The organism is Parendozoicomonas callyspongiae (assembly GCF_023502345.1).
GTDB classification, from domain to species: Bacteria; Pseudomonadota; Gammaproteobacteria; order Pseudomonadales; family Endozoicomonadaceae; genus Sansalvadorimonas; species Sansalvadorimonas callyspongiae.
In genome coordinates, this window is record NZ_JAMFLX010000008.1 from 1 (window position 1) to 26,628 (window position 26,628).

At 49.7% G+C, this 26,628-nt stretch carries 15 protein-coding genes and 1 pseudogene; 5 read left to right on the top strand and 11 right to left on the bottom strand.

Features of this window, described 5'->3' with window-relative positions:
* Both M3P05_RS07445 and M3P05_RS07450 read left to right on the top strand, forming a co-directional pair.
* Positions 1 to 203 (top strand): ISAzo13-like element transposase-related protein (locus M3P05_RS07445; RefSeq protein ID WP_408635877.1); only part of this gene is annotated, 203 nt, incomplete at its 5' end.
* A 509-nt stretch (positions 204 to 712) separates the two neighbouring features.
* The gene (locus tag M3P05_RS07450) at positions 713 to 3,301 is read left to right on the top strand and encodes an ExeM/NucH family extracellular endonuclease (RefSeq protein ID WP_249698863.1); all 2,589 of its coding nucleotides are present in this window, start codon (positions 713 to 715) and stop codon (positions 3,299 to 3,301) included.
* Between the two features lie 110 nt (positions 3,302 to 3,411).
* Here M3P05_RS07450 and M3P05_RS07455 read toward each other — a convergent pair.
* From M3P05_RS07455 to M3P05_RS07485, 7 genes and pseudogenes are all read right to left on the bottom strand, one after another.
* Positions 3,412 to 4,248, bottom strand: a pseudogene (locus tag M3P05_RS07455) (IS982 family transposase); the annotation flags it as partial.
* A gap of 487 nt (positions 4,249 to 4,735) precedes the next feature.
* Complete coding sequence (locus M3P05_RS07460; RefSeq protein WP_249698864.1) at positions 4,736 to 6,469, bottom strand: BatD family protein; 1,734 nt, start codon at positions 6,467 to 6,469, stop codon at positions 4,736 to 4,738.
* Positions 6,463 to 8,316: a vWA domain-containing protein gene (locus tag M3P05_RS07465; RefSeq protein WP_249698865.1), complete on the bottom strand. Its 1,854-nt coding sequence runs from the start codon at positions 8,314 to 8,316 to the stop codon at positions 6,463 to 6,465. Before M3P05_RS07465 ends, M3P05_RS07460 begins: the two co-directional genes overlap by 7 nt.
* Positions 8,316 to 9,353, bottom strand: a complete 1,038-nt coding sequence (locus M3P05_RS07470; RefSeq protein ID WP_249698866.1) for a vWA domain-containing protein — start codon at positions 9,351 to 9,353, stop codon at positions 8,316 to 8,318. The genes M3P05_RS07465 and M3P05_RS07470 overlap by 1 nt, the downstream gene beginning before the upstream one ends.
* The gene (locus M3P05_RS07475) at positions 9,346 to 9,867 is read right to left on the bottom strand and encodes a DUF4381 domain-containing protein (RefSeq protein ID WP_249698867.1); all 522 of its coding nucleotides are present in this window, start codon (positions 9,865 to 9,867) and stop codon (positions 9,346 to 9,348) included. The genes M3P05_RS07470 and M3P05_RS07475 overlap by 8 nt, the downstream gene beginning before the upstream one ends.
* Positions 9,860 to 10,795: a DUF58 domain-containing protein gene (locus M3P05_RS07480; protein ID WP_249698868.1), complete on the bottom strand. Its 936-nt coding sequence runs from the start codon at positions 10,793 to 10,795 to the stop codon at positions 9,860 to 9,862. The genes M3P05_RS07475 and M3P05_RS07480 overlap by 8 nt, the downstream gene beginning before the upstream one ends.
* Before the next feature lie 33 nt (positions 10,796 to 10,828).
* Complete coding sequence (locus M3P05_RS07485) at positions 10,829 to 11,749, bottom strand: AAA family ATPase (RefSeq protein WP_249698869.1); 921 nt, start codon at positions 11,747 to 11,749, stop codon at positions 10,829 to 10,831.
* 489 nt (positions 11,750 to 12,238) lie between these two features.
* Here M3P05_RS07485 and M3P05_RS07490 point away from each other — a divergent pair, with 489 nt between their 5' ends.
* Positions 12,239 to 17,041 carry an NAD-glutamate dehydrogenase gene (locus tag M3P05_RS07490; protein WP_249698870.1) on the top strand — a complete coding sequence of 1,601 codons (4,803 nt, stop codon included), beginning with the start codon at positions 12,239 to 12,241 and terminating at the stop codon, positions 17,039 to 17,041.
* Between the two features lie 93 nt (positions 17,042 to 17,134).
* Here the strand turns inward: M3P05_RS07490 and M3P05_RS07495 are convergent, their stop codons facing one another.
* Positions 17,135 to 21,286, bottom strand: a complete 4,152-nt coding sequence (locus tag M3P05_RS07495) for a hypothetical protein (RefSeq protein ID WP_249698871.1) — start codon at positions 21,284 to 21,286, stop codon at positions 17,135 to 17,137.
* Positions 21,287 to 21,545: 259 nt separating this feature from the next.
* Between M3P05_RS07495 and M3P05_RS07500 the strand changes: the two genes are divergently transcribed.
* A complete protein-coding gene (locus tag M3P05_RS07500) occupies positions 21,546 to 22,583 on the top strand; it encodes a quinone-dependent dihydroorotate dehydrogenase (RefSeq protein ID WP_249698873.1) in 1,038 nt (345 codons plus the stop codon).
* 83 nt (positions 22,584 to 22,666) lie between these two features.
* On the opposite strand, the gene rmf is transcribed toward M3P05_RS07500, so the two are convergent.
* Entirely contained in the window at positions 22,667 to 22,876 is a 210-nt protein-coding gene (gene rmf / locus M3P05_RS07505; RefSeq protein ID WP_249698874.1) for a ribosome modulation factor, read from the bottom strand.
* A 403-nt stretch (positions 22,877 to 23,279) separates the two neighbouring features.
* Here rmf and rlmKL point away from each other — a divergent pair, with 403 nt between their 5' ends.
* Positions 23,280 to 25,526 (top strand): bifunctional 23S rRNA (guanine(2069)-N(7))-methyltransferase RlmK/23S rRNA (guanine(2445)-N(2))-methyltransferase RlmL, encoded by a 2,247-nt coding sequence (gene rlmKL / locus M3P05_RS07510; RefSeq protein WP_249698875.1) that lies wholly within the window; start codon positions 23,280 to 23,282, stop codon positions 25,524 to 25,526.
* On the opposite strand, the gene M3P05_RS21225 is transcribed toward rlmKL, so the two are convergent.
* Both M3P05_RS21225 and rsuA read right to left on the bottom strand, forming a co-directional pair.
* Complete coding sequence (locus tag M3P05_RS21225; protein ID WP_408635882.1) at positions 25,523 to 25,765, bottom strand: CatA-like O-acetyltransferase; 243 nt, start codon at positions 25,763 to 25,765, stop codon at positions 25,523 to 25,525. The genes rlmKL and M3P05_RS21225 overlap by 4 nt on opposite strands.
* 70 nt (positions 25,766 to 25,835) lie before the next feature.
* Complete coding sequence (gene rsuA, locus M3P05_RS07515) at positions 25,836 to 26,528, bottom strand: 16S rRNA pseudouridine(516) synthase RsuA (RefSeq protein WP_249698876.1); 693 nt, start codon at positions 26,526 to 26,528, stop codon at positions 25,836 to 25,838.
* Positions 26,529 to 26,628: the final 100 nt, after the last annotated feature.

Here is a 26,628-nt window from a genome sequence, read left to right on the forward strand (position 1 = left end):
CGCTTGAAAGCGTAGAGACTGCGAAACACTACATGGAAAAAACAGGCACAGCGACAGGACTCAGAGTCAAAGTCAGGGTCATCGACAAGCTTTACAAAGCGGGACGCAAGTATGCAGCAGATTTTAAAGAGAAGATGGTCATTCAGTTCGACGAACTGCTTCCAAAATGGAACTATGTTGCCATTCCTGATGCTATTGGATAAGCAGGGAAGTTATTTTTAGACAGTTCCTAAGTACCCAGGCAGTTGCTTTCATATATTCTGACGGCCTCTTTTCCCGCCCTTGCGGCGTTACAACTTTGGTCACGTAGCTATGGCTACGCTCTCGACGTTGTGCCTTGAAGGGTGAAAAAATCCACTCGCCATAACATATGAAAGAAACTGTCTGAGTACTTAGGCATCTCATGCGGAAAGAGTCCAGGATTGGCAATAAGAACAAATACAAACCCTGCAATATTAAGTAGGAAATGGATGAATTTAGAATGCCGACATGGTCGGCTATCAATCGCCTGATTTCGACCTGTTCAATTAATATTCGATCGTAAAAAATGTTCCGTTCAATGTCCCCCTCTTTTATGACCTGAGACAGCTATCTATCAATTTGGAATCCGTATTATTCCTGCTGTATCACTCAATCGCCCCCCCCGAAATAATGATAAGTAGCTCGCTTTCCAGGGGGGATTTTTCGGATTGTCGCACAGTTGGAGTTTTTTGTGCCGAATAAAACCACACACACAATTGCGCTGAGTGCGCTGGCGGTCGCTGTTATGGCAGCCACGCCAATGGCTTCTGCAGAATTGATTTTTAGCGAATATGTTGAAGGTTCTGGGAATGATAACAAGGCTTTTGAGATATATAATAACGGTAGTTCAAACATTCAACTATCAGACTACAAAATAGTTAAATTCACTGATGGTGATCAGAGCAAAGGTTATGCTCTTGAATTTACTGGCGCTGATGGGCTTTTGGCTCCAGAAGAAACTTTTGTAGTCGCTGTCAGCAACAAGGTTGATGGAGTATATCCAAGCAAGATACATCAGGTTGCAAACTTTAATGGTGATGATTCATTGCAGATTCAGCGCTTGAATGGAACTGTTGTTGATACACTTGGTGAGTTCGGTGATGTGGACTTTGGGAAAGATAAGGTGCTTTCCCGTAAAACTACCGGTCTTGTTGCATCAACTGCATTTCGGTCTGATCAATGGGATGCAAAGAGTAAAACAAGTGTTTTCGGTTTTGGGTTCAAGCCCGGTGAAGAGTATGTAATTCCTCCATTTGTATCATGTGTAGATGCTGATCGCAGGATTTCATCTGTTCAGGGAACTGGGAATATTGCTGTTGAAAAGAGATATGTGCAGTTAAAAGGTGTTGTTACGCGTACTCTCTACAAGCAGTACTTTATTGAGCAGGAGCGTACTTCTGCTGATTCCGAAGGTGCTTCCGTTGCAATCCGGGTTTACGATTCAGTAAATAAACCCGAAGTTGGTGACGAGGTCACTGTTCAGGGTTGGGTTGTAGAATATTCAGATGTTACACAGCTGAAAGACATTAAAAGCGGAAAGTTCCTTAAGTGCAGCTCTGGCCAGTCAGTGCCGCAAACATCGATTAGCATGCCAGAAAATGGAAATTATGAGCCGTATGAGAGCATGAATGTTGTACTTTCACCCATGACAGGTGATGGCAATAGTGATGGTGTGAGCGACGATGGTTTTTATGTTTCCGATGTGTATGGTGTAAATAGATATGCCGACCTTGTTGTTTCCAGTGGCGGAAATTTGATTAAACCGACCAATAAATATCCAGCTGCTAGCGCTGAAGCAAAAGAACAACAGGAAAAGAATAATAAGAATAAGATAGTGATTGATGATGGAGACTCCAGATCGTATCTATCAAAAGTTAATTATCTTCCAGATCTTGATTTCAATAATCCTGTGAGAGTTGGTGATCGTATTGATTCAGGGATGCAGGGTATTATAAGTCAAGGCTTTGGTAGTTATCGCTTGGTGCCTGCAGGTAAAATTACTCTAGACTCTAGTTCTAATCCGAGGGTCGCAAATCCAGCATCCCCTGCTGCGGGTATCTTGCGTGTAGCTAGTTTTAATGTATTAAACTATTTCAATGGTTTCCGCAATGGTGATGGAACCATTGATTGGGCAAAGTCCGATAAGGGGAATTCTCGTGGAGCGAATACTGCCGCCGAATTTGGTCGTCAAAGTTCTAAAATTGCAGTTGCAATGGCTCGAATGGAAGCCGATATCGTCGGTGTTCTAGAGATGGAGAATGATGGCTGGGGTGAGTATAGCGCCATTCAGAATCTGGTTAACCAGTTGAATGCCTCTTCTGATAAACCTCAAGGGAAGAACTATGACTTCGTTCGCTCGTCCGATCAGTTTATTGGCAATGACGTAATTAAAGTATCTATTATCTATGATAAAAATTCAGTTGAAACTGTAGGGCAGCCTACTATTTTGAAGGCGTATCCCTTTGATGAGGTAACTGGTAAGCACCGCCCCCCAATGGTTCAAACCTTTAAGCAAAAAAACACAGACAAAGAGCTGACTGTAGTTATTAATCATTTTAAGTCAAAAGGGTCTGACTGCGATGATTTGGCTGATAAGGAAGATACTTTCGGTCAAGGGAATTGTAATCGCCAGCGCGTTTCAGCTGCAGAAACTCTAGGTAAATTTTTGCAAGCTAATCATGTTAACAAAGATGTATTGTTGATAGGAGATTTGAACGCCTATGCGAAGGAGGATCCAGTTCTGGTTTTAACAAGAGATGATACTGGGCGGACTATTGAAAAATCTGTGAGAGCATCAGACGGAACATATGCTGTTGAAACGACAGACTACCACCTTGGCTATTCTAATTTAGGCGGCAATAATCCCGTATCTTATGTTTACAAAAGTGAGTCTGGAGCTCTTGATCACGCTTTGGCCAGTCCATCGTTAAAAGCTAAGGTTGAGCAAGTGTCTGACTGGGCTATTAACTCCCGTGAATTGCCTGGAATGGATTATAACGATGAATTTTATCGTGACTATAAGGGCAAGGAACCAACGGAATACAAAGCAAGTGCTTCTGGGCAGCAGGATGAGTGGTTTGATAAATATGTTACTCAGGGTGAATCTTCACCATTTCGCTCGTCAGACCATGATCCAGTGTTGATTGATCTGGATCTGACCAAAACTGAACCAGGTGAAGAAGGTGTAAATAGTGGCGATGGCGGCGGCAGCTTCGGTTTCCCAATGCTGAGCCTGGGGCTGTTGTCTCTGTTGGGCTTGCGCCGCCGCAAAATGAGTTAACAGCAGCTAAACCACAGTAATACGGAACCGTTTATGCTGTGGTGTAAGAGGATGGTGGGAGCAATCCCGCCTCCTGCTTGATCAATTAAAATAACTAACCCAGCTTTGATATTCAAATATGCGCCCACGGTGAAAGCAAGAAATTTTCGGCCCATACGGCTGGTCAGATGCCACATATCCCGACAGCCGCAATGCTCAATGTCAAAATACTTCACCAACTGACCAATGGTTGTCTCGACTCTTCGCCGAATACGCATAATGAGCCTGACAAACCATTTGGGACGATCATCATCCATGTTTCGACGCAATGGTGTCTGCAAGTCGATACCTGCTGCTTGGCAATCACGTTTTAATTCAGGCCTTATATACCCTTTATCACCCAGGAGCAGTCCGGCTATGTCGTCCAAAAAATCATAGGCTGTGTCGCGTTCATCAACGTTGGCAGCTGTGAGTTGAAAAGCTGAGGGAATACCTCTTATGTCTACAACGACATGCCCCTGAAAGCCATAAAAATCCTTCTTCTTTGCAGCACAGTACCCGAACCACGCCTCACCTTTAAAGCAGCGACTTCTGGCCACTCGTGTTCTGATGCAGACCTCAATGGGGAAACCATCAATGATGTGGATATCGGAACGGTCAACCTTGAGGAGGTGCAACAGCTCTGCGTTCAGCAGCTGTTTAACCTTCCAGAGATTGGCACCCTGGCGAACAAATTGTGAGCGATTAGGGAGAGAGGGAAAAAAGTGGAGCCACTCCCGATGAAAATACTTCCACATTGCTTTATCTTCATGGATGCCAAGCCATTCAGCGACAACTTCCATGGTGAGAACTTCACTGTCAGCAAGCTTGGGTGGTGTCCCACGCTTACGGATGGGTTCAGTGATGCAGGAGAAGTACAAATCGTCGATCAGACAGAAGACACTGATGATAAACTCTTCGAGGGGCATGGCCGTCACTGTCTGGTGTGTTATGGCAAATAGATATTAAACAGTGGTCATGCCCCGTCAGGACTTATAAAGAAAAGTCACACATCGCGTCTCTATAGTATTTTACAATGGCATTGGTTTGATTCGTCTTAATACTGGCCTGTTTACAATGATTGTTAAGTAGCCCTGCAAGTTTGTCTTCAGAAAGGCCTGTGAGGGCATTGCAGTGGAACTTATGCAGTGGTGTCCATAGGGATTCTCCATGGTTAAGTACATGGATATTCGTAATCGAATATCGAGCTCTCTGTATCCCTATGAATGCGGGCAAGATGGCCCCAAAAACAAACGTCCGAGTACTTAGGGATTGGAAAAAGAGACTCTGAGTTCAAGGTGGGTGGCAACTTTGTTTGCGAAACTAACACTATCAAAACTAGATAAACCTCAGGTTATGAGGCAACTGTTCCAAGTCTGCAAACCCTTAATGTCCTCCGTATGTATCTCGGTTAAGTTATGGGTTTATCGATTGATAGTTGTAGCTGTCTTGGGTTTTCGTTTTACATTTTTTTCTAACGTCTTTGAGTAAAGATAATAATTGAGTTGTAGAAACCTTATTTTTTGATTCTTGCTGATATTTAGTGCGCTGCAACTCATGCCATGCACTTGTCAGCTGGCTGCTCCTTATTTTCTCGATAATTATACTGGCCTGGTAAATATCCGGGTTTGAAAAGTGAATTTTTCCCCAGTGAATCAGAGCCATTTCTACAGCAGGCAAATTATCAGTTGAGCACTGTTTAAGAAGGCTCTGGAAAGCTTCGTTTTCCGATACATCTCTGGTCTGAGTTGATGAAGCAAGTATCACCTGAGTTTTGCCAGCTAAGTCTTTTCGCCACCAGGCAAAGAGTGTAATCAACCACAACCCTCCGAGCAGGAAAGTCGCTATCTGCCAGTAAATTAACGACTGTTTATCGATGATTTCTGATTGATTAACTGACTCGGGCTTGGTGGCAGGTGTTTCATTAAAGCTGGGTTGTGGCAGAGAAGGTGCGGGCTGGGTCTGCTCAATGGCTGATCCCGCTTTGATGTTAAGCTGTTGTCCCTCCAGTCGACTGACCTCAACCTGCCCAGTTTTGGTATTAAACCAAGTGATATCAATTGCCGGAACACTAAACCGTCCCCCACGAGTAGGCACTATGGCTGTGGATTCGCTACGCGTACCAAAAGCTCCGTGAACATCGCGCTTATCGTCCAGTGTTGGTTGATCGGGATAGCTGCGCATGCCGGAAATATTTAAAGCTGGCAGTGGTGGAATCTGGGCACTGTTACTGCCTCTTGCCATCACCATTACTGTACGGGTAATGGAATCACCAGCCTTAAGTTCATTCAGGCTCTCACTCCATGATTCTGAGATAGTGACTTCTTCTGCTGGCAGCCAGGGTTTATCGGATGGCCAGCTGGCCGGAACCGGGTTGACCTTAAGCTCCATTTCCGGTGATGTGATTCGGAATGGCTTGGTGCGGGTCATCCGCAGCAGACTGCGATTACCATAAGGGTCATCTTCAAGAATGGAACCGGTCAGTACTTGTCCGGGAATTTTCAGGGTTCCCGGACGTGTTGGCGTTACAACGTACTGACGGGTGATGATCTGGTATCGGATACCATCAATTATCCGTTCTTCATTCTGGTCTTCTCCCAGGATTTTAAAAATTGCCCCTTCGGTTTCCGGCGGTGTCAGGTTGGGGGAGTCGGCAAACTGGGCGCGGACGAAAATCTTCAGGGTCAGTATGGTTTCCTGGTTCTGCCAGACTTCATCTTTTCCGATGCTGGCACGCATAAACACCGGAGAACTGGCAGGAGCACCTTGAGTGGAAGAACCTTTCCTCACCTCAATCGTGATTGGGTTACTGGTATCACCATTATGTTTCAGGCTGGGAATCGTCACTGCCCCAACACGCTTTGGCAGCAGGGCAATATCCCACTCCACCCAGGACTCACTGCGGCCATTGATCATACGGATCTGGCTGCTCTGGCGAGAGTTAAGGATATTAAAGTCCTTCTCCAGAGGGGAAAGATCAGGTGAACCGCTGAAGGTCTGGCCATCACTGCGCAGGGTGTAATTCACCACTTCGCCATCGGTAATGACATTACGATCAATGGTTGCACTTAAATCAGCAAATACCAGGGAACTGAACAGGGCCAGCAACGGTGTAAGTTGTAAAAAAATGCTTTTGATGGGTTTTACCATGTCTTTTCTCCCTGCTGCACAGGTGCCCGTTGCTGTTGTTGCTGTTCAAACTTGCGACGCAGCAGGCCTCCGGGATCATCCGGGATACGTCTAAGCCAAGCGTTAGTATCAGCGCTGTCCTGACTGCTTTCTTCGTTTTGAGTTTCCATGGGAGAGCTGTACTGCTCCTGGTTCTCTTCCTGCTCTTGCTCAGCTTGATTTTGTTGCTGAGGGTTGTCTTTGTCCTGCTGATCATTAGCAGAATCATTGTTCTGGCTTGAAGACTGATCCTTCTTGTTTTGTTCCTCTTTAGAAGAGTTATCCTGATTTTGATCGTCTTGATCAGAGTTCTGGTTGTCGTCTTTGTTCTGACCTTGATTCTGATCATTATTGCTCTGGTCAGAATCCTGTTGTGGTTGGTTATTGTCCTGTTTCTGATTTTCGGAATTATCCTGATTCTGGTTTTGCTGATTTTGATTCTTCTGCTCTTGCTGTTGCTGCTGTTTCAGAAGATCTTCAACAATCTTACGGTTTCCCTTTGCAGCTGCAAAATCAGGTTTACCTGCTAAAGCCTTATCATAAGCCTTGAGTGCTTTTTCCAGCTCGCCACCACGGGCCAGGGCATTGCCCTGATTGTAATAATTCTCGGGTGTGTCCTGCTCTCCAAACAATTTTGCAGCTTCACTGAAGTCACCGCTACGATCGAGCGCTTCGGCTTTCCAGACCGGGTTTTCAAAGATCTCAGTAGCTTTTTTGGGATCTTCTTCGATAAGCTTCATGGCTGTCTGGTCACGGGTTTGCCAGAGATCATTCCACTCAAAGGCATAACTGTTCTGTGGCGGAAGAGCAAAACAGAGAATAAACAGTGAAAATAGCCAGCCACGACGGAATGCCAGTGCTGCAAAGGGGAGAATCAACAGTGCCAGCCAGCGCCCTTCGTCGTGCCAGCTGTCCCAGGTGCGATCAACCCGAACGGTTTCGTCGGTGACAGAAGCCTTTGGCAGCAGCGAGTTTATATCGCTGTTATCAAGGCTAAGGTCACGGTACAGGCCACCATTCTGGGCAGCTGCATTCTGCAGAGCACTGCGATCCAGCTGGGCCATCACAATGGCGCCGTCACGATTCCTGATAAAACCACCACTTTCTGCAGGAATCGGTGCACCCGCTTCTGTGCCTATCCCCAGGATGGAAAGTGTATCGCCGGTTCCCGCAAGCTCGCCGTTGATTGCCTTAGCCTGACTGGAAGTGATTTCATCAGTCAGCATAAGAATTTCACCCGCCTGCCCAGCACCCTGACGCAAAAGTTCAACCGCCTGGGCAATAGCTTTCTCGGGATGGCTGCCAGCTATCGGCATAATATTGGGATGCAGGGAACGAACAAGATTAACAAGGGTGGCATTGTCATCTGTCAGTGGGGCGACAATATGGCTGCTGCCGGCAAAGGTGATCAGGCCGGTCAGGCCATCCTGCCGCAGTCTTAAAATATCCGTCAATTTCTGCTTTGCTCGGGTAAGCCGGTTTGGGCTGGGATCGGCAGCCAGCATGGACTGGGACAGATCAACAACCAGAACCAGCGGAGACCGGCTTTTTTCAACCGGTGTACTGATCTGGCGCCAGGCTGGACCGGAAAGAGCAATCACTGTAATCAGTCCAGCGATTAATGTCAGCAAGGCCGGTAAACGGCTGAAAGGCTGGTCATCATTTTCTACAAGGTGAGAAAGCAGATGCGCAGGAATAATTTTCTGCCACTTACCTGATTGCTGTCTCTGCTGCCACAGTTTCCAGATCAGCAGAAAAACGGGAATAGCACCCAGTAACCACCAGGGGCGCAGTAGATGAAAGTTTGAAAATATTGAGGCTATATCCATCAGGCACTCCTCCTGACCCAATGGTTCAGAGTACTGAGCATCGCCAGCAGCCCTGCCAGAATAAAGAACACACTCAGTGGCCAGAAGAACAGATCACGTACCGGGCGGAACGTCTCTTTGGCCTGTTCAACCGGTTCCATTTTGTCGATGGTTTTGTACACGTCCTTCAGTTCATCGGTAGAGCGGGCGCGGAAGTATCTGCCGCCGCTCAGATTGGCGATCTGTTTCAGCATCTCTTCATCAAGATCAGCGGAAGGATTAACCCTCTGTGCACCAAAACTGGTCCCAAAAATACCGGGCTGAATCATTTCCTCAGCGCCCACACCAATGGTGTAAATGGTGACACCTTCCTTGGCTGCCAGTTCGGCGGCTTTTTCGGGGCTGAGGTTGCCTGCAGTATTGGCCCCGTCAGTCAGAAGAATCATAACCCGCTGTTCCTTGGGGCGTTTACGCAGCTGGCGGACGGATAGGCCGATGGCATCGCCAATGGCTGTTCTCTCACCGGCAATACCTATAGTGGCTTCATTAAGCAGGGTACGAACGGTTTCAATATCGAAGGTCAGGGGAGCCTGCAGATAAGCCTGAGTACCGAACAGTACCAGGCCAAGCCGGTCACCTTTACGCCCATCAATAAATCTGGATACAACATCCTTGATTACTTCCAGGCGGTTGACCTGGTGACCATTCAGCTTCAGGTCTTCAATCTCCATACTGGCTGAAAGGTCAACAGCCAGAAATGTATCCCGCCCTGAAACAGGCAGCTTGATCGGATCACCGACCCATCTTGGCCCGGCCGCAGCCAGCAAGAGCATCAGCCAGGCCAGCGCTGAAAACACAACCGGCACCTTGCGACTGCGGGCAGTGCCGGAAAGGCTTTCATCAAGAGGCAGGTCTGCAAAGAAAGGAACAACCAGGGCACTTTGTCTGCGGCTGGCGGGTTGCACAAAACGTCTGACCAGCAGGGGCAGGGGAAGCAGCATCAATATCCAGGGCAGGGTGAATTCCAGACCTGATAGAAATCGTAATAACTCAGACATGGTGCTTTCTTATCCAGACATCGACAGTGCGATAAAGTGGTTCGGGATCAACACCGGTACCTTTCTCATAGCTGGTTGTGCCAACGGCTCTGCCGGGGCCTTTGGTGAAAATCTTTGATAGGCCTGCTTTATCTCGTGTCTTATCGAGACTCTTATCGAGAAATACCTGCCACTCCTGCCCGCTGAGTGAAGCGACATCCTTGCGGGGATAAGCCTGCAGGGCAACGGACTTCAACAGGTAATTACATTCCCGCAGATAACGCTGACGATCATTATGTTGCTGGAATTGTTCGCGAATCACTTTCAGTTGCCTGCAGCCTGAACGGCGATAAACACTGCGCCGGTACCAGCGCAATATCAGCAGCACTGCCGCGATAAGAGCTGCAAGAGCGAGTGCCAGTAAAATCCACCAACCTATCGCTGGTGGCCATGTGCCGATAGGAGCAGGAAGAATATTGGGAGCCAGGGCATCCAGAGGATTCTGTCCCTGAGCGGCTGAGGCAACATTATTCATGATTGCCTCCTTCCAGTTCTGCCTGAAAAGAAACAGTGGTTTGCAGCAGTTGGTCTTCCGTGGGTTGGCAGCAGTTCAGCCGGTGAAACGGGATGCGGTACTTCTGCATATGTTCAACAAGCATCTTCTGCCGTTGCTGAGCCTGCTGCTGATAATTTTCCCGGGTGCTCTTTATCCGGCTGTTCAGCAGTCCACGGCGTTCACCATCACTGACGGCGTACAGACCAGCTGGAGGTAGATCACTGTCTAACGGATCAAAAACCTGAATCGCCATCAAATCACTGTGGCGGGAAATCAGAGCCATATCTTTCAGGCCGTTGGGACTGATTCCATGAAAATCGCTGATCACAATAACCAGTGATCCGGGATGAGTCAGCTGTGCGGTACGAGCCAGCATTTTATCCAGAGCCTGGCTGTTGCGGGGCTGACCAGCCTTGAGAGACTGATTCATTTCAACCGTCTGCTGCAACAGCTGCAGAACATGTTGCCGGGAACGACGTGGCCGAAGCTCCTTATGTTGTTCCTGCCCGGCCAGAAGAGCACCAACCCGATCACCATGCTTCAAAGCACGCCAGGCCAAAAGGGCGGCAGCTTCTGCGGCAGTGACTGATTTGAAGTTGAGCTGGCTGCCAAAGAACAGACCTGCTCCCTGGTCAACCACAAGAAGCACCGGACGCTCCCGCTCTTCTCGGTAAACCCGGGTCTGGGTTTTCCCGGTGCGTGCGCTGGCCCGCCAGTCGATAGTGCGGATATCGTCGCCTGGCTGATAGTTTCGGAATTCTTCAAAATCCATACCGCGGCCACGCAGACGGGACTGGTGTCCGCCGGTTAGCTGGGCTTTGGCCGGGCCGGGTTTATATAAAGGAATATGTTTGGCCAGACTCGCCAGTCTGGTCAGTTCATCAAGACTTGTGTAAGCACCACTCATTGCCGTTCCCCCAGTTCAGATATGCACGAGTGGTCAGGCGACTGCAACCTGCTGCATGAGCAGGGTGAGGATGCGGTCGGCGTTCATGCCCCGGGCTTCCGCTTCATAGCTGGGAATAATTCGATGGCGCAATACATCGTGGGCAATTGACTGAACATCATCCGGGGTCACGAAATCCCGGCCATTCAGCCAGGCATGGGCACGGGCGCAGCGATCCAGTGCGATAGTGCCCCGGGGGCTGGCGCCGTATTCCAGAAGTGAACCAAGGTTCTTCTGATATTTGGCCGGGTGCCGGGTGGCATCAACCAGATGAATAATGTAATCCTCAACTGCCGTGTCCATATGCAGTTCCAGCACTTCGCGTCGGGCTGCAAAAATCACTTCCTGGGGCAGAATGCTGGGTTTCACCTGTTGTTGCTGCAAAGCCTCTCCGCGTACCAGTCGCAGAATATCCCGCTCGGCCTGGATAGACGGATAATCAATGCAGACATGCATCAGGAAACGGTCCAGCTGGGCTTCTGGGAGCGGGTAGGTGCCTTCCTGTTCAATCGGGTTCTGGGTAGCCATAACCAGAAACAGATCGGGAAGTGCATGGGTGGTCCCGGCAACACTGACCTGTCTTTCTGCCATCGCTTCTAGAAGAGCAGCCTGAACCTTGGCCGGAGCACGGTTGATCTCATCGGCCAATACCAAATTCTGGAACACAGGCCCCTGCTGGAAACGGAAGCTGCCATCTTCAGGGCGGTAGATTTCGGTACCGGTAATATCAGCAGGAAGAAGATCCGGAGTGAACTGAATGCGCTGAAAACCAGCGGCAAGACCTTCGGCCAGATCCTTGATAGCCTTGGTCTTGGCCAGACCCGGAGCCCCTTCAACCAGTATATGGCCATCGGCAAGCAGGGCGATCAACAGGCGATCCAGCAGGCGTTCCTGCCCGATAATCACCTGTCGCAAATAATTTCTTAGTGAAATTAGCAAGTTGTGTGTTGAGCTTGAAGTCAAACCTGCATCCATAGGTGAAGGGCTCTCTTCTTTAATCAGGTAGTGTTTGAGCAATCCGTTTGCCTTTTTGTCATGGTTTGACCACGACAACGTAGGCTGAGTTATTTAAGGGTTGCCAGGCAAAATTTCAAGTTTGTAGTCAGACAATATAAACAGAAAAAAGTTTCCCTGCGGATGGGATGGATGATTTGTACTGTTCAGCCTGTTATCTATTTATACCGGAAACGATAATCACTTAAAGATATAATTATTTCGGTAGTTAGATATGGACATTTGTCAAATGCTGCGGTTATCTGTCGCTGGTCGAGGTTTGACCGAAATGGTCTGTTGTTTTGTTTAGGTGTATTCCGGTGACTCTTCTGTTCAATCTGTATACTGTCAGAAAGAACAAATCGGAATCGCTGGAACGATATTGTTCGAAATCATGCCAGGGGATTTTTAATGGGGCACCTTTACGCAGATACCAGGGAAGAGTTTGTCAGAAAACTTGAAAGGGAGTTATCTTCCCATCTTCCGGAAGAACAACTGGCTGGCCTGAAATTCTTTCTGAAACCTTTTTTTGCCATCACCACACCGGAAGAGTTAGATACATACCGATGCAGGGATCTTGTCGGCAGCACCCTGGCATTCTGGCGTTTTGTCCAGAACCATGACCATAACGCTCCGAAGGTTGAGGTGCTGAATCCAGATTATGAAAATAATGGCTGGCACTCGACCCATACTATTCTTCAGATTGTTCATCCTGATATGCCTTTTATCGTTGATTCGGTAAGAGTGAAACTCACCGAGCGTGGAGCCACCATTCACCATTTGCGTAATTGTGTTATGGCAATTGAGCGTGATGGCTCCAACCAGATGGTTTTTCCGGGTAATGGTCAATCCAAAAAGGAAGCACTGCTTTATATCGAGATTGACCGGCTGGAGAAAGAGAAAGAGCTGGAAGCTCTGTGCCAGGATCTGCAGGATGTGCTGGCGGATGTCAGACGTGTGGTTTCTGATTATCGCCCCATCTGCCGCAAGGTTTCTGAGCTGGTGGAAAACCTCGAAAACTGCGAACGTTCAGAAGAGCAGGAAGCCTGTGAATACCTGCGCTGGCTGCTGGCGGACAACTTTACCTTCCTGGCTTATGAAGAGCTGACCGTTGAGCGTGAAGATGACCAGACCAGGGTCAGGGAAGGGCGGCGTCTCGGTCTGTTGCGTCCCCGACATGAAGGGCAGCTGGATCGTAACCAGCTGGAACCGGAGCTGGATAGCAGCTTTTGTGCTGATCAGGCTCTGCTTTCTTTTGGCAAGGCAGCGGTTCGATCCAGTGTCCATCGCCCTGCGTATCCCGACTATATCCAGATCAAGCGCTTCGATAATGATGGTCATGTGATTGGCGAGAGCCGGATTATCGGCCTCTATACCTCACCGGTTTATACACAGAGCCCGCGCAAGATTCCCTGGTTGCGCAGCAAGGTCAGCAAGATTGTCTCCATGGCGGGGCTTGATCTGGGTACTCACCATGGCAAGGAACTGATCCAGATTATTGAAATGTTCCCCCGTGAGGAGCTGTTCCTGGGGACTGTTGATGACCTCTATGACTCCTTCATGGGAATTCTGCAGATACAGGAGCGCAACCAGGTTCGGGTCTTTATGCGCCGCGATACCTGTAATAACTTCTGTTCCGTGCTGATTTATGTTCCCCGCGAGATTTATGACACCAATCTGCGCCTGAAAATGCAGGAGATTCTGTGCCGCCGGATGAAGGCACTGGATGCTGAATTCACCACTCATTTTTCCGAGTCCATTCTGGCCCGGGTGCATTATGTTCTCCGCCTCTCCGATAAAAGCCTGGATGATTTCAATCCCAAGGTGATTACTTCTGAGATTGTGCAGGCAGCTTACTCCTGGGATGAGGAGTTCCGGGACACCATTCTGGAAACCCGTGGTGAAGTCAAAGGCAACAGCCTTTTGAAGACATTTTCCTCTGGTTTTTCAATCAGCTACAAGGAAACCTTTACACCTCTTACCGCAGTTGCTGATATCGAGCATATGCAGGGGATGAGTCGCGATAAGCCGCTATCAATGAGCTTCTATCAGCCGATTGATGATGACGGTTACCTGCATTACAAACTGTTCCACCATGGCAAATCCCTGCCTCTGGCTGACCTGATTCCTATTATGGAAAACTTGGGGCTGAAGGTTATTGGTGAGCACCCATACAAAGTCCGCAAGGGCAAGGACAAAATCTGTCTGCATGACTTTACCCTGTCCATGACCCATGGGCAGGAAAAGCCCCTGCGCAAAGTAGCGACGAAATTCCAGGAAGCGTTCTCTCGCACCTGGTATGGCCATGCGGAAAATGATCGCTTTAATCTGCTGGTGCTGGTGGCTGGTATGGACTGGCGTCAGGTCAGCATGTTCCGTGCCTATGCCCGCTATATGAAGCAGATTCGTTTTGGTTTCAGTCAAAGCTACATCGCCGATACTTTGTGCAATAACAACCAGATAGCCAAAAAACTTCTTAAATTATTTGAGATGTGCTTCGACCCTGATCAGGATATGACCGAGGGGCAGCGCAGTGCCCGTCGACAGCAGCTGCAGCAGACTATTCTGGAAGAGCTTGATGGCGTCAGCGTACTCAACGAAGACCGTGTTCTGCGCCGCTATATGGAGCTGATCACCGCAACCCTGAGAACTAACTTCTATCAGCATGATGGAGACGGCAACGCCAAGGATTATATCTCCTTCAAATTTGCTCCCGGTGAGATTCCCGATATCCCCAAACCTGCCCCGATGTTCGAGATATTTGTTTACTCACCATCGGTGGAAGGTGTGCATCTGCGTGGTGGCAAGGTCGCCCGTGGTGGCCTGCGCTGGTCGGACAGGGCTGAGGACTTCCGTACCGAAGTGCTGGGCTTGGTCAAAGCACAGCAGGTTAAGAATGCCGTTATTGTTCCTGTCGGCGCTAAGGGTGGTTTTGTTCCCAAGAACCTGCCAGCAAAAGGCAGCCGGGAAGAGGTGCTTGAAGAAGCCATCCGCTGTTACAAGACCTTTATCCGTGCTCTGCTGGATGTCACCGACAACCTGGTAGATAACAAGGTTATTCACCCAGATCGGGTTATGCGTTACGACGAAGACGATACCTATCTGGTTGTGGCTGCGGATAAGGGAACCGCCACGTTCTCTGACATTGCCAATGGCATTGCCGAAGAGTATGGCTTCTGGCTGGGGGATGCTTTCGCTTCCGGTGGCAGTGTTGGTTATGACCATAAGAAGATGGGCATTACTGCCAAGGGGGCCTGGGTGTCCGTTCAGCGCCACTTCCGCGAAAGTGGGGTGGATGTTCAGAAAGATCCGGTCACCGTTGTAGGTATCGGTGATATGGCCGGTGATGTCTTTGGTAACGGTATGCTCAGCTCCAAGGCTCTGCGTCTGGTGGCAGCCTTCAACCATATGCATATCTTTGTGGACCCTGACCCCGATCCTGCTACCAGCTTTGTAGAGCGCCAGCGACTGTTTGCATTGCCCCGTTCCAGCTGGGAAGACTATAACAGCGAACTGATTTCTGAAGGTGGTGGAATTTATTCCCGCAGTGCCAAATCCATTGCTTTGACACCAGAGATGAAAAAGCGTTTTGGTATTCGAGCAAGCCGCCTCACCCCCAATGAGCTGATTACCGCCATTCTGAAATCACCGGTGGATCTGATCTGGAACGGGGGTATCGGAACTTATGTGAAGTCGAGTGCGGAAAGCCATGCCGATGTTGGCGACAAGGCCAACGACACCCTGCGAATTGATGGCCGTATGCTGCGTGCAAAGGTTGTCGGTGAGGGTGGCAACCTGGGTCTGACCCAGCTTGGCCGTATGGAATATGCCCTCGGTGGCGGCGCTTTGAACACCGACTTTATTGATAATGCCGGTGGTGTGGACTGCTCTGACCATGAGGTCAATATCAAGATCCTGCTGAACCAGATCGTTGCGGCAGGTGATATGACCCGCAAGCAGCGTGATGCCCTTCTGGAAAAGATGACTGACGATGTTTCAAGGCTGGTGCTTGGCAATAATTATCGTCAGGCACAGGCCATCAGCCTGGCTGATCGTGAATCACGTACCCGTATGGAAGAGTACAAGCGCTTTATCCACGCCCTGGAGAGTGCGGGCAGGCTGGACAGGGCAATAGAGTTCCTGCCGGATGATGAAGCGTTGAAAGAGCGTCAGGCGGCAGGGAAAGGGCTGACGCGCCCAGAGCTGTCAGTGCTGATCTCTTACAGCAAATCTGATCTAAAAGAGAAGCTGCTCGAATCCACGGTACCCGATGATGCTTACCTGGCCAGAGAGCTGGAAACAGCCTTCCCTGAACAGCTGGTGAAATTGTATCGGGAGCCCCTGCAACAGCACCGACTGAACCGTGAAATCGTGGCAACACAGCTGTCTAACTATCTGATAAATATGATGGGAATCACATTTGTCAGCCGTCAGCAGCAATCTACCGGGGCCAATGCTCCTGATATTGTCCGCGGGTTTGTAATTGCCCGGGATATCTTTGGTGCTGACCAGTTATGGGCGGATATCGAGAGCCTGGATCATCAGGTTGACAGCAAACTCCAGCATGAACTGATGGGTGAGGTGATGCGCCTGTTGCGCCGGGCTACCCGCTGGCTGGTGCGGATGAGGGAGGTTGATCGGGAGACGGATGCTTGTGTTGAACACTATCGTGACCGTATCAGCCAGTTGAAAGACAGCCTTGATGGTCTGCTCTCGGAAGGTCAGCGCAGCGACTGGCAGAAATCCCTGGATCATTTAGTTGCCAATGGTGTGCCGGAAGAACTGGCCCAGCGTATGGCGGGTTTCCGCTTCCTGTTCAGTATGCTCTCCATTATCCAGGCTGCAGATCAGACTGGTATGGATCTGGATCGGGTCGCGAGTGCCTTCTTTGCCATTGGCGAGCACCTGGATCTGCACTGGTATTATCACGAGCTAAGCCAGCTTGAGGTGGATAATCACTGGCAGTCTCTGGCACGGGATGGGGTTCGGGACGAACTTGCGCTGCAGCAGCGTGCTTTAACCGTCAGTCTGCTTAACCTGGAAGGTGCTCCTGAAGAGATCTGCGAGCGGCTTGGTTACTGGAGTGAGCAGAATGCTGTGCAGGTGGCCCGCTGGAAGGCAATTCTGGAAGAGCTGCGAGGAGCTGCCGGTGGTGAGCTGGCCATGTTTACCGTAGCAACCCGGGAGTTGATGGATCTGGCCCAGGGAAGCTGATAGCAGCCAAACTTACGTCAACAGAACCTGGATAACGAAAGGCCGCAGGGTTGATTCCTTGCGGCCTTTCTTGTTTGGCGTGATTTCAGACTGTTATAGCTGTGCGATGAGTTCTCGAATCATGCTGTCCGGAATTCTTTGCTCGCGCAGCTGTCTTTTCATCCGCTCTAGTACAAAGGCAAAGGCTGCCCGGTATTGAGCCATAACCACATCATTGATGTAGCGTCTCATTTCCTGCTCAAATCCTTCGTCGTTATTAACGGCCTGCTCAAAGTCGTCAGGGTTAATCTTGTCATTTTTGCAGCTCGCATGCTGTTTGATACGGTTCAGACGAACAGCGGTCATGGCATGTTCAACGGCTTTCATAATATCGACTTCTGTCAGCTCCTGAACCCTGTCCATAAGCAGTTTGGTATAGTGTTCACGAGCCCGTACCAGATTGCCACGTGCCGGGGCATATTCGGAAACCAGCATGGCCCCGCATAAGCGATCAGCAGTGAATTTCTTCAGACGTTGCTCCAGCTCCTCCTCTGTTTGAGGGATACTGTCCTCACCTTTTTCATCAAAGCCGATCGCGCTGAACATTTCATCATGCAGGCGCTGAATCATAACCTGGCTCCAGTAAAGCCGGTGATGGTTTTCCGGCAGGTCTGGAACGTCTTCCGCCGGTAATATTTTCTTTAATTCTGCGTCATCAACCAGCTCAGGCGTACCGCTATCCAGATGCCCTTTCAGGTAATCAAGAGCCTTCTTAACCTGCTTCAGACGGTTAAACTGCCCTGGGTTGCTGGCAAAGTCCTTTTCTACGGTTTCATAAATTTTTGCTTCTGCCTGCTTGGCTTTTTCACCTTCATCCTTGCAGCTTTTCGCCCATTGATCCCAATAGCCATTTGCGATTGCAGCAAAGGCATGGTTTTCTGCGACATATTGGATGTGGTTTTCATAGTCAGTCGCCTTGAGCAGCTTTTCGACCCCTTGTTTCACGTTGAGATCCGGGCGGTTGAGGTAGTTGTGCACATGGCTGGCGACCACAACGGCAACATCAGTCATTCCCGCGAAACGAGCGATTTCCTTAATGATAAAATGTGTGGCCACAAGCAAAGGTGTTACCAGGGTCACAGTACCGATCAGACCAAGAATACCAGGAGCCAGTAGTGCAGGTATCAATGACGCTGCAGGTAATGCGATGGGGGCACACTGGAGAATTCTTATGGCCAGTTCTGTACGTCCACCGGGTTTACCATGCCACCAGTTGCTAAAGGCCCCGTTAACCCGTTTTACCATTGCCTTATAAGGGTGAGGGGAAATATTCCCTAACCAGGCAAAGGGTTTAACGCCCATAATCGAGAATTCACCCAATAATCCCCCCAATATCCCCGTACTGGCCAGTGCTGCTTTGATTGGTCTCTTACAGGCGATATCAGCAATGAGCTGACCACTTTGTTCCATCATCTGCTGGCGCCAGGTTGCGTAAGCAGGGCCTTCAGTCAGAGTATCCATCAGGGTGTTAAGCGCCTGGACATCTCTACCTTCCATGGCGTTGACTTTGGTCTGTACCAGTCGGGAATAGAAGATGTTGGCCGCAGCCTTGGCCCATGTCCAGGCAGTGGAAACAGGGTTGCCCGCAGACTGGATAGTCCCCAGTGCTGCATTCAGAACATGAGGAACATAGGGGCCACATGTCAGCAGACGGTTGAGTGTAACCAGGCGTTTAACGGCTTTGAGCTGATCTTCAGGAATCTTGCTCAGGTCAACGGGTTCATTATCAAGATTATCGATAACGCATTGAGTCCACGCCTCGGCACTGACCCGGCTATGGAGTTCATTAAACCAGTTGTACAGTGTTGAGTTGGTGCCAACAGTATTGCCCAGGACGGTTAATGTCTGGCGCAGGTTACCATTCAATGCTCTTAATAAGCGGGGGTTGGTTTTTCCAAGCAGTGCCGCCCCGGTCAGGATTTCCTGGAAATCTTTGGTTAAACGGTCAGTAGTTTCGGTACCAAGTTTGACAACCTCCCTGGCAGCTTCAACAGGGCCCAGCTCCATATTGGCCAGTTTGCCAACAAGTGCTTTGCCATCGGTATAGGTTTGCCCGCCAGCTGTCCAAAGATGGCTGCCGACACTGGGTAAGTAGTTAAGAAGATCCCAGGCTTCGTCTTCGAACTTGTATCCCCTTAACGTCAGATCATGCATCAACTTCAGTTCTTTCATCTGATGAACAAAGGGCAGGGCACCGGGAGTCATGGCTCCGCGACCAAGGCGCTTGGCCACATCCATGGGCGAAGCTGTGCCTTCGAACATGTTCATCAGCATGGGTTTCGGACGGAGGGCTTCTATCGACTGTGCCATGAAAGCGTGATGGACAAACTGTTGTTGGTCGCCAAAGTGTTCCCTGGCTTTATCCATGTAGATGTCACGCTGACAGCACATCAGCTCATCTTTCTTTCGTAACCCTTTGTTGAGTCCCTGTGCACGCCCGTTATCGTTATGGAGGGTATAGGCGTGCAGTTTTCTAACAGCTTCAGCATACGGGTGCTTATCCTTTCCATGGATGGCGTCAGTTACCTGCTGGAGGTTGGTCTCTGGATCAGCGTGAAGCTTTGATCCCAGGTGCCAGAGTGGTTCGCCTGTTGCCATGGCCCTGATAACTTTCTGAGCGGACAGCTTACGCATTTCGAGGGCTGTGGATTTTATTGGATTGGTGTTGTAATTCAGTGCGGCAGCAAGAGTCCTTAACTGCTCGACCTGCTGAGTCATTTCCTCATATTGCTGCTGGGGAATGACAACCTCTTCCTTTAAAAGAGTTGCAGTTTGTTCTTTAAGTTGTTGATTCTGCTGGCGCAGGTAATGCTTTTGCACCCACTTGCCCATTTCCGTCAGCGCGGGATCAAGAGTGCCGTCGAACGTGGCAAGACTGGCTTTCAGGTATTCGCTGGCGTCTTCTTCAGGTATGGCATCGAGAATTGTCCGAATAGTTTGACCGCCTGCTTTGGTTTCCTGGTTTGCATCGAAGTCACAGATTTGGAAGTAAGTCGACAGAATCCGGCTAGCAAGAGCTGGTTGGGTTTCAATAACCTGCATGAATGCCTGTTTGGGGTCCCGCACTTGTTCCGGCGTACCAAGAACTGTGGTGTCCAGCTGATCGACTATCCCAGCAACCTTTTGCAAAGCATCTTCGGCTCCGATTGTTTCAATTCTCTTCTGCACCAGCGTGATCAGCTCTTCCTGGATATGACGTGATCCGGTATAGCCACGGCCATATTTATGAACCTGGCCGGGATTCAGCATGCTTGCTGTCCCTGCTTCAAGAAGTTGTGCGGGAATAACCTTCTTCATGCTGGCTGTGAGCTGTTGATCTTTTTGCTCTGCCATGTTCAGAAAGGCGAGTGAAGACAGAAGTACCCAGGAAACCTTTTCAAACTCGGTTTCGTAGGCCAGGATGCCATCCAGAAGTGCATTTAGGGATTCTTCATCTTTTTGCTTTTTTAACTGATCCAGCTGACGCTGAAGTTGTTCCATATCCTTCAGAGCCTGGGTTTTTCTGGAAGAGAATCTGCTGAATGTTTTGCCGATATCTTCTCTCAGCGCCTTGATACGGGCTTCCAGCAGGGCAATGGTCTCTTCTTTTTCCTGGCGGAACTGAGCCACCAGAATAGAGTGTTGATGCAGACCGTGAAGCAGAAGCTCTGGAGGTTGGCCGCCCAGCTTGTTGAAAATTGTCTGTAGAGTGTTTAATGCGGTTTGGAACAGGCCTCTGAGGCTGGATGCTACCTCAGGGTTAAAGGTCTCACTGTCCTTATAATCATCATCAGTCTCTTCTACCGGGTTGGTTTCGATTTCTCCCTTGCTGTTCCAGCCAAAGAACTCATCCTCGTCGCCATCTTCATCATCTTCAGGGATGGACTTGTATGAATCTTCGGAGACGGTGGATGTCAGGCTTTCGAATGGGAGTTCATCATTATCACTGGAAATGGAGGTACTGACAGATGAAGTCGCTGAGACAAAGCTATCGGTGGTTTCTTTGTTTTCATCGGTCTCTCCAACAGGGGGGCGATTAGATACAGATCGCTCTGGGAGAGTCATTGAACGGCTCAATGAATAGAACTGGGGATCCGGTGAAGAGTGTCGGCAGAGGCTGTTTGTGGGCTTCACAGGAGTTACCGAGCCGGTGATCGGCCGGGTAATACTGTCAGCCAGGGAGTTGAATCCCTGGATACCGCCATTGAAAATGCTTAGAACTTCCATGCCTGTCGCCTCCATGCTCCATTTCCGGGGAAAATATTCCCTGCACCCCATATCTGACAGGAGAAGCTGGCAAAAAGTTTCCTTATACCCGTGGAGTAAGACCAAGGTCTTAGCGGGATGTTAGGTTTTGACTCGGGATTGTTAGCAGGGGTGACCGGTTTGTCCGTGAAAATGAAGCATTATGGCGCTGGATTGAGCATGGGCAGGTCATTATAATCGCGCAGGCTCTGCCGCCTTCTATAAAAATCAAGGAAAATCGATGTATCAGTTGGCTCGCTCGCTTCTGTTTCGTCTCAACCCGGAAACAGCTCATAACCTCACCCTGGATATGCTGGGTGCCGGTCAGAGACTTGGGCTTTTAAAACTCGGCATGCGCAAAACACCGGATGCCCCGGTAAAGGTTATGGGAATCGACTTCCCTAACCCTGTCGGACTGGCGGCCGGTATGGACAAGGATGGCGACTGTATTGATGCCTTTGGCGCAATGGGCTTTGGCTTTATTGAAGTTGGCACCGTCACCCCACTGGCACAGCCCGGAAACCCAAGCCCAAGGCTGTTTCGTCTGGTGGAACATGAAGGCATTATCAACCGGATGGGCTTTAATAATCATGGCGTTGAGCATTTGGTGGGTAATCTGCGCAAGGCGCATACCAATGCCGTCATCGGAGTGAATATTGGTAAGAATAAAATCACACCTCTCGAGAAAGCCAATGATGACTATCTGACCTGCTTACGTGCGGTATACCCATGGGCTGGGTATATTGCCGTTAATCTTTCCTCACCCAATACACCGGGGCTGCGTGAACTGCAGTTTGGCGAGCACCTTCGTTCCCTGCTTTCCGCTCTGAAAGAGGAACAGACGGCTCTGGCGGATAAATATGGTCGCTATGTCCCCATTGCCATCAAGCTGGCTCCGGATATGACCGATGACGAGCTGCGGGAGATTGCCGGGGAACTGGTGGCCTGCGGTATGGATGGCGTTATTGCCACCAACACCACGCTTGAGAGAGAGTCTGTGGCCAGTCACCCTTATTCTACAGAAACCGGAGGGCTTAGTGGCGCACCTCTGACAAGTTTGTCGACAGCAAAGATCCGGGTTCTTGCTGAAGCATTGGAAGGTAAGCTGCCTATTATCGGTGTGGGTGGAATCATGAATGCCGGTGATGCTGCTGAGAAAATCAAGGCCGGAGCCAGCCTGGTACAGCTTTATACGGGCTTTATTTATCGTGGGCCAACGCTGATTGCGGATGCTTCCGAGGCTGCCTATCTCGAATTAAGAAAAATGGATAAGGCATAAATAGAAAAGGCCCTGAGAAGTCAGGGCCTTGTTTCGTAAAAGATACGATGTTGAATCCGGTAAAAAAGAGATAAGACCGGGTGCTAGAGAGTGTGGTGATTCATTTTGTGAATGCCGGATACGCCGGTATAGCCTTCGACGTGATCTGACCAGCCATCCCGCCAGCCATTTAACCATGCCTGCCGCTGGTTCATCTCGTCATGGGGACAATTGTCATTGGCGCGACCAGTTAAACCGGTCTGATAACCCTTGGCATATGCCCTTTCTGATTTATCCCTTTTTTGTCTTTTCATGCAGGTCTTGCCTCCTGTATTGAGTTACAGCATCCCGGTGCTTTGCAGGTCACGCGGGATAGGCATTTAGCTATGTGCATCAGCAGGCGCTGATACCTTTTATCGGAGAGGGATGAGAATGAATCACATCCCTACGGGTTTAAGTTCTATCGGAATCTATGGGATATGTCGAGAAACCAATAGGCATAGCAGGCCTTTTCCTTAGCTGAAAATTCTCTAAAACTTACAAATAAGAAAAATAACTGTATGAAAAATCATGGGTTTGACCGTTTGTCAGTTTGTCGTGGCAATTTGTATTTTTTTGTCTAGTGAGAATTTTCTTTTCCGCTTTGTCAGCAATGAATGGTCTAACCGGTAAAAATCGGTAGCGCTACGGGTCGTATTCCCTGTCGCAGAGAGTACAATGCACGGTTTTCTTTTTGTGACTGTTTCGATGTACGCCAAGCTCGATTTGTTTGCCTCCTGCCCCAAAGGTGTGGAAGGTCTGCTGGCTGAAGAACTGGCTTCACTGGGTGGGGAAGAGATCCGCCAGACAGTAGCCGGTTGCAGCTTTAAGGGAACCCTGCAGACGGCCTACCGGTGTTGCCTCTGGTCACGCCTGGCCAACCGTATTCTGCTGCCGCTGCGCCAGGTGGATGCCCAGGAGCGGGAAATGCTCTATGACGGCGTCAAAGCGATTCCCTGGGAAGATCATTTCGAGCCCAATGCCACCATGGCGGTTGCATTTTCCGGTACCAGTGGTGCTATCAAGAATACCCACTTTGGTGCGCTGGTGGTGAAGGATGGGGTCTGTGACCGTCTGCGTGACAAGTCCGGCTTTCGTCCCAATATCAGCAAGAAAACCCCCGATGTGCGCATTCATGTGCGCCTGAATCGGAATCGTGCGGATATTTCCCTGGATCTCTCCGGTGAGAGTCTGCATCGCCGTGGCTATCGCATTGACACCGGTAAAGCCCCGTTGAAAGAGAACCTGGCCGCAGCTCTGTTGATTCGGGCTGGCTGGCCGCAGATGTGCAAGACCGGAATGCCTTTGGTTGACCCTCTGTGCGGTTCCGGCACTCTGTTGCTGGAAGGTGCCATGATGGCGGCAGATATTGCACCGGGTCTTCTTCGCCTTAACTATGGGTTCCACAAGTGGTCCGGACATATTCCCAAGCTCTGGCTTGACCTGCTGGAGGAAGCGCGGGAGCGGCGCAAGGCGGGTCTGGCAAAGCTCAGTAACAGCTTTATCGGTTATGAAGGTGATGTACGGGTTGTGCGTCAGGCTCACGAAAACCTGCGCCGTGCGGGTTTGGAAAAGATCATTCATATCGAAACCCGGGAGCTGGCCAATGTCGAACCCATCAAATCAAAGCAGGGCCTGGTAATCAGTAACCCGCCTTATGGTGAACGCCTGGGTGAAGAGTCTAGTCTGGTCTGGTTATACCAGCATCTGGGTGAAACCCTGCGTACCTGTTTTCATCAGTGGCAGGGCGCTGTGATTACCAGTAACCAGGGACTGGCCCGTCGGATGGGACTTCGTGCCCGCAAAAATTACAGTTTTTACAACGGAGCGCTGGAAACCAAACTGTTCCTGTTTGATATTCAGCCTGAGTGGTACTTTGGCGCGCATAAAAAAGCGCAGGAGGCAGAAGGGCAGCAGGAACAACAGGATAGCCCTGATAGTTCATCTGAAAAGAGCACTGCAGAAGTGGCAGGGCAGGTCTCTCTTGGTAAAGGCGCCGAGATGTTTGCCAACCGTCTGCGCAAAAACCTGAAACAGCTGCAGAAGTGGGCGCGCAAGGAAAAGATCGAGTGTTACCGCGCCTATGATGCCGATATGCCGGAATATGCTGTTGCCATCGATCTGTATCGCGATAAGGTGCTGGTACAGGAATACAAGGCACCAGCCAGTATTGATGAGCAGAAGGCCCAGGAACGCCTGCATGATGTGCTTCAGGCTATTCCTTCGGTATTGCCGGTTAAGCCGGATCAGGTGTTTCTGAAACAGCGCAGCCGTCAGTCCGGGAAAAGCCAGTATCGTCGTCTGGCCAGTGAAAAGCAGCACTTTGAAGTATTGGAAGGTGGCTGCAAGTTTTTGGTGAACCTGGCGGATTATCTTGATACCGGACTGTTCCTGGATCACCGACCCATGCGTCTGCGGATTCAGAAAGAGGCTGCCGGTAAGCGCTTCCTGAACCTGTTCTGCTATACCGGTGCGGCAACAGTGCATGCGGCAGCAGGTGGTGCCAGCCAAACGACCAGTGTCGATCTCTCCAGGACCTATCTTGAGTGGGCACGCCAGAACCTGTCTCTGAATGGTTTCAGTGATCGTCATCAACTGGTGAATGCCGATTGCATGAAATGGCTGAAGGAGTCCAGAGAGACTTTTGATCTGATCTTTATTGATCCGCCGACTTTCTCCAACTCCAAGAAAATGCGAGATGTATTCGATATCCAGGCGGTTCATGGTGAACTGTTGGAGCGTGCGATGTCGCGACTGGCTAAAGATGGTGTGCTGTATTTTTCCAATAATTTCCGTAAGTTCAAGCTGGATGGTCAACTGACCGAGAAGTTTACCGTTGAGGAAATATCAGGGCAGACCATTGATCGTGATTTCAAGCGTAACCAGAAGATTCACCGCTGCTGGAAGCTGACTCATCGTGTCTAACTCACCCTGGAGGTGATTGTCAGCAGCTGCTCGGGCGTTGTAAGTAGAGCTTCCAGTTGCTGGAAAAACATACCAGTATGGTGCCCATCTGCCAGGCCATGATGAAAGGTGAAATTGACCGGCATAACTGTTTTATCAGGATGCCGGTCATATTTACCCCAAAATATTTGAGGAATGATATCTAGGGGCTTTTTCGGGATTGGCGGGGATACGTGGTTGAAGCGAATCCACGGGGCCAGTTTTTCGAGTCCAGTGTTTTCATCGCTGACCTGCCAGTAAAGAAACTGACAGGCAGTATAGAGAGGGAAATTATATGCTGGAGATTTCCTCTTCTGTCAGCTCCCGCCACTCACCTTCATTCAGTACCGGGTCAAGTTCAATGGCACCAACCTGTTCTCTGTGAAGACTCACGACCTTATTACCAATGGCTGCAAACATGCGCTTTATCTGATGATATTTGCCTTCGGTAATCGTTAGAAGTACTTCGCTGTCGGAAATGATTTCAAGCTGGGCTGGAAGGGTCTTTTTGCTTTCGCTTCTTAACAGGATGCCATCTGCAAAAGTGTTTACTGCTGAAGTGTCAATTTTGTCAGCGAGCCAGACCCGGTAGCGCTTGCCACAAGCCTTTTTCGGAGATGTAATGCGATGGCACCATTGACCATCATCGGTTAACAGCACCAGTCCGGTGGTATCCGCATCCAGACGTCCGGCAATCATCAGCTTTTCTGCATTAGGAATATCCAGCAGCTCCAGGATCGATGGGTAGTTTGCTTCTCCGGTATTGGAAGAGACAGTATCTATAGGTTTGTTAAGCATGATGTAACGCGGTCCGCTGTGGTTCAACGGTTTGCCTCGCATGACGACCCTTGTGTTTTCAGCAACCTTAAATCCCGGATTTTTCACTATTACGCCATCGCAGGTGACTTCTCCTTTGTGCAGGATTTTTTTGGCATCAGTTCGGGACAGGCCGGTGCATTGGCACAGGAATTTATCAAGGCGCATAGGGAGGTATGACTGCTGGTAAATGAAGGCGGGTGATTATGCGTCTCCTGTACGGGAAAGGAAACCTTTGATTTGCGCCTGGTGAATGGGTTCCTGTTTC